General features: G+C 75.3%; 5 protein-coding genes. 3 read left to right on the top strand and 2 right to left on the bottom strand.

From position 1 onward, the window contains the following. The coding region (locus ACFW1I_RS38190) for a hypothetical protein (RefSeq protein ID WP_384678731.1) at positions 1-397 on the bottom strand (397 nt) is incomplete at its 3' end. A gap of 92 nt (positions 398-489) precedes the next feature. Here ACFW1I_RS38190 and npdG point away from each other — a divergent pair. Both npdG and ACFW1I_RS38180 read left to right on the top strand, forming a co-directional pair. Continuing rightward, entirely contained in the window at positions 490-1,197 is a 708-nt protein-coding gene (gene npdG / locus ACFW1I_RS38185) for an NADPH-dependent F420 reductase (protein ID WP_384678728.1), read from the top strand. Positions 1,198-1,277: 80 nt separating this feature from the next. Then, entirely contained in the window at positions 1,278-1,466 is a 189-nt protein-coding gene (locus tag ACFW1I_RS38180) for a hypothetical protein (RefSeq protein ID WP_384678726.1), read from the top strand. A gap of 35 nt (positions 1,467-1,501) precedes the next feature. Here the strand turns inward: ACFW1I_RS38180 and ACFW1I_RS38175 are convergent, their stop codons facing one another. After that, positions 1,502-2,296: a site-2 protease family protein gene (locus tag ACFW1I_RS38175; protein ID WP_384678723.1), complete on the bottom strand. Its 795-nt coding sequence runs from the start codon at positions 2,294-2,296 to the stop codon at positions 1,502-1,504. A 97-nt stretch (positions 2,297-2,393) separates the two neighbouring features. On the opposite strand from ACFW1I_RS38175, the gene ACFW1I_RS38170 reads away from it, so the two are divergent. Next, positions 2,394-2,818: winged helix-turn-helix domain-containing protein (locus tag ACFW1I_RS38170; protein ID WP_384678720.1), on the top strand; the 425-nt coding region annotated here is incomplete at its 3' end.

Below are 2,818 nucleotides of genomic sequence, written 5' to 3'. Positions count from 1 at the left end.
CGCCCCGCGCCACCACCGCGCCCCCGCCGCGCCGCGGGCCGGCCACCCGGGGGCCCACCCCCGCCCCGGCCCGCTCGGGCGCCACGCCGCGCCGCGCCGCCCCCCGGCCCGCCGCCTCCAGCCGGCTCAGGCCCACCGCCAGATGCGCCGGGTCGCCGGGCCGCGCCCGGTGCCGCACCAGCGTCGGCGCCAGCTCCGGCAGCCCGGACCAGGCCGCCTCGTCCACCAGGTGCGCCGCCAGGTGCCAGGGCTCGTACGCCTCCGTGCCGACCAGCAGCAGTCCGCCCCGCTGCGGCACCACCGACGCCCGCAGCGCCCCGGCGAATCGGCGGGCGGCCGCCGGCCACTCCGTCCCGGCGAGCACTTCCCGCAGCAACGCGACCCGTACGGCATCCATGGCGCCGCATCCTGCCCCAGCGGACGCCCGCGCGCGGCCGCTTGTCCCCGATCCACCCGAACGGGGACCGAACCGGTCGGTAGGGTCGCCCCATGACTTCCTCGACTCCTCCCGCCCCGCCCCGCACCCCGAAGGACCCCTGGGACCTCCCCGACGTCTCCGGACTCGTCGTCGGTGTCCTCGGCGGCACCGGCGACCAGGGCCGCGGCCTCGCCTACCGCCTCGCCGCCGCCGGCCAGCAGGTGATCATCGGCTCCCGCGCCGCCGACCGCGCCGAGGCCGTCGCCGCGGAGATCGGCCACGGCGTGCGGGGCGCCGACAACGCCGACTGCGCCCGCCGCAGCGACGTCGTCATCGTCGCCGTGCCGTGGGACGGCCACGCCAAGACCCTGGAGTCGCTCCGCGAGGAGCTCGCCGGCAAGCTCGTCGTCGACTGCGTCAACCCGCTCGGCTTCGACAAGAAGGGCGCCTACGCCCTCAAGCCCGAGGAGGGCTCCGCCGCCGAGCAGGCCGCCGCGCTGCTCCCGGACTCCCGGGTCGCCGCCGCCTTCCACCACCTCTCCGCCGTCCTCCTCAAGGACACCTCGATCGCCGAGATCGACACGGACGTGATGGTCCTCGGCGAGGAGCGCGCCGACGTCGAGATCGTCCAGGCGCTGGCCGGCCGCATCCCCGGCATGCGCGGCGTCTTCGCCGGCCGGCTGCGCAACGCCCACCAGGTCGAGTCGCTGGTCGCCAACCTGATCTCGGTGAACCGCCGCTACAAGGCCCACGCCGGCCTGCGCGTCACCGACATCTGAGCCGGAGAACGGGCGCTTCGGGGCATGGGGGACACTGGTCGGGCACCAACAGCCGTACCCGCCCGACAGGAGCCGACCCCATGCCCCGTCTCGCCCTCTACGCCCTCGTGGTCTGCGCCCTGGCCGTCGCCGCGGCCGTGATCTCCTTCGTCAACGGCAGCTTCATCGGCGTCGTCTGGGTCCTCCTCGCCGGCCTCTCCTCCAACATGGCCTGGTACTACGTCCGCCGCGCCAAGGCCGAGAAGACCGCCGCCACCGCCCAGGGCTAGACCCGGCGCCCGGACCCCGTGGCTGGACCCGGCGCCTAGACCGGGCAGTACTCCGGCGCGCCCTCCCAGAAGCGGAACAGGGACGAGCCGCAGTAGCGGGACAGGCCGTCGACGCCGAGGGAGCGCATCAGGGCGTCCACCGTGTCGAAGAAGGCGGCGTTGACGGCCGGCACGAAGAGCAGGCCGATCACGACGAAGAAGCCGTACGGCGCGTACGGCGCGATCCGCCGCTTCACCCCGTACGACAGCCAGGGCTCCACGATCCCGTAACCGTCCAGGCCCGGCACCGGCAGCAGGTTCAGCAGCGCCGCCGTCACCTGGAGGAACGCCAGGAAGGCCAGCGCGTACCGGAAGGCGGCCGGCACCCCGTCGAGCGCGCCCAGCCAGAACGGGGCCGTGCACACCACCGCGAACAGCACGTTCGCCAGCGGCCCCGCCGCCGACACCAGACTGTGCTTCCAGCGGCCCCGGATCCGGCCCTGCTCGATGAAGACGGCCCCGCCCGGCAGACCGATCCCTCCCATGATCACGAACAGCACCGGCAGGATCACGCTCAGGACGGCATGGGTGTACGCGAACGGGTTCAGGGTCAGATAGCCCTTGGCGCCCACCGTGATGTCCCCGCTGTGCAGCGCCGTGCGGGCGTGCGCGTACTCGTGCAGACAGAGCGAGACGATCCACGCCGAGGTGACGAAGAGGAAGACCGCCACCCCGGGCAGCGCGGCGAAGTCCGTCCACACCGCCCACCCGGTGACCGCCATGACGGCGGACACCGCCAGGAAGACGGGACTGATCCGGCGCTCCTGGCGGCGGACGGCGGCCGAACTCATCGCGGACTCCCCCGGTACGGAAGTGGGTGTGGTGCGAGAACGTACCGGTCCGGCCGCCGGTTCCCCCGTCGCCCGGCGCACCGGGCCCTCACGGAGAATGGGGCGTGTGCGCTACTGCCTCCTGGGACCGACCCGTGTGCTGACCGCCGACGGCGACGAGCTGCCCGTCGGCGGCCCCCGCGTCCGCGCCCTGCTCACCACGCTCGCCCTGCGGCCCGGCCGGGCGCTGCCCGTCTCCGTGCTCGTCGACGAGGTCTGGTTCGGCGACGAGCCGCCCGCCGACGCCGGCGGCGCCCTCCAGGCCCTGGTCGGGCGGCTCCGGAAGGCACTCGGCCGGGACCGGGTCCACTCCGCGGAGGGCGGCGGCTACCGGCTCGGGGCGGACCGTGAGGACGTCGATCTGTTCCGGTTCGAGCGGCTGGCGGCCGACGGGTCGGCGGCGCTCGCCCCCGGGGACGCGGGGCGGGCGGCGGCGCTGCGGGCGGTCTCCCTGGGGCGGTGGGCCGGGCCCGCGCTCGCGCA

Source organism: Streptomyces sp. NPDC058955, from assembly GCF_042741435.1.
In the GTDB taxonomy this organism is placed as follows: domain Bacteria; phylum Actinomycetota; class Actinomycetes; order Streptomycetales; family Streptomycetaceae; genus Streptomyces.
The sequence above is the reverse complement of the archived record's forward strand: the minus strand, read 5'-3'. Positions and strand labels throughout refer to the sequence as shown.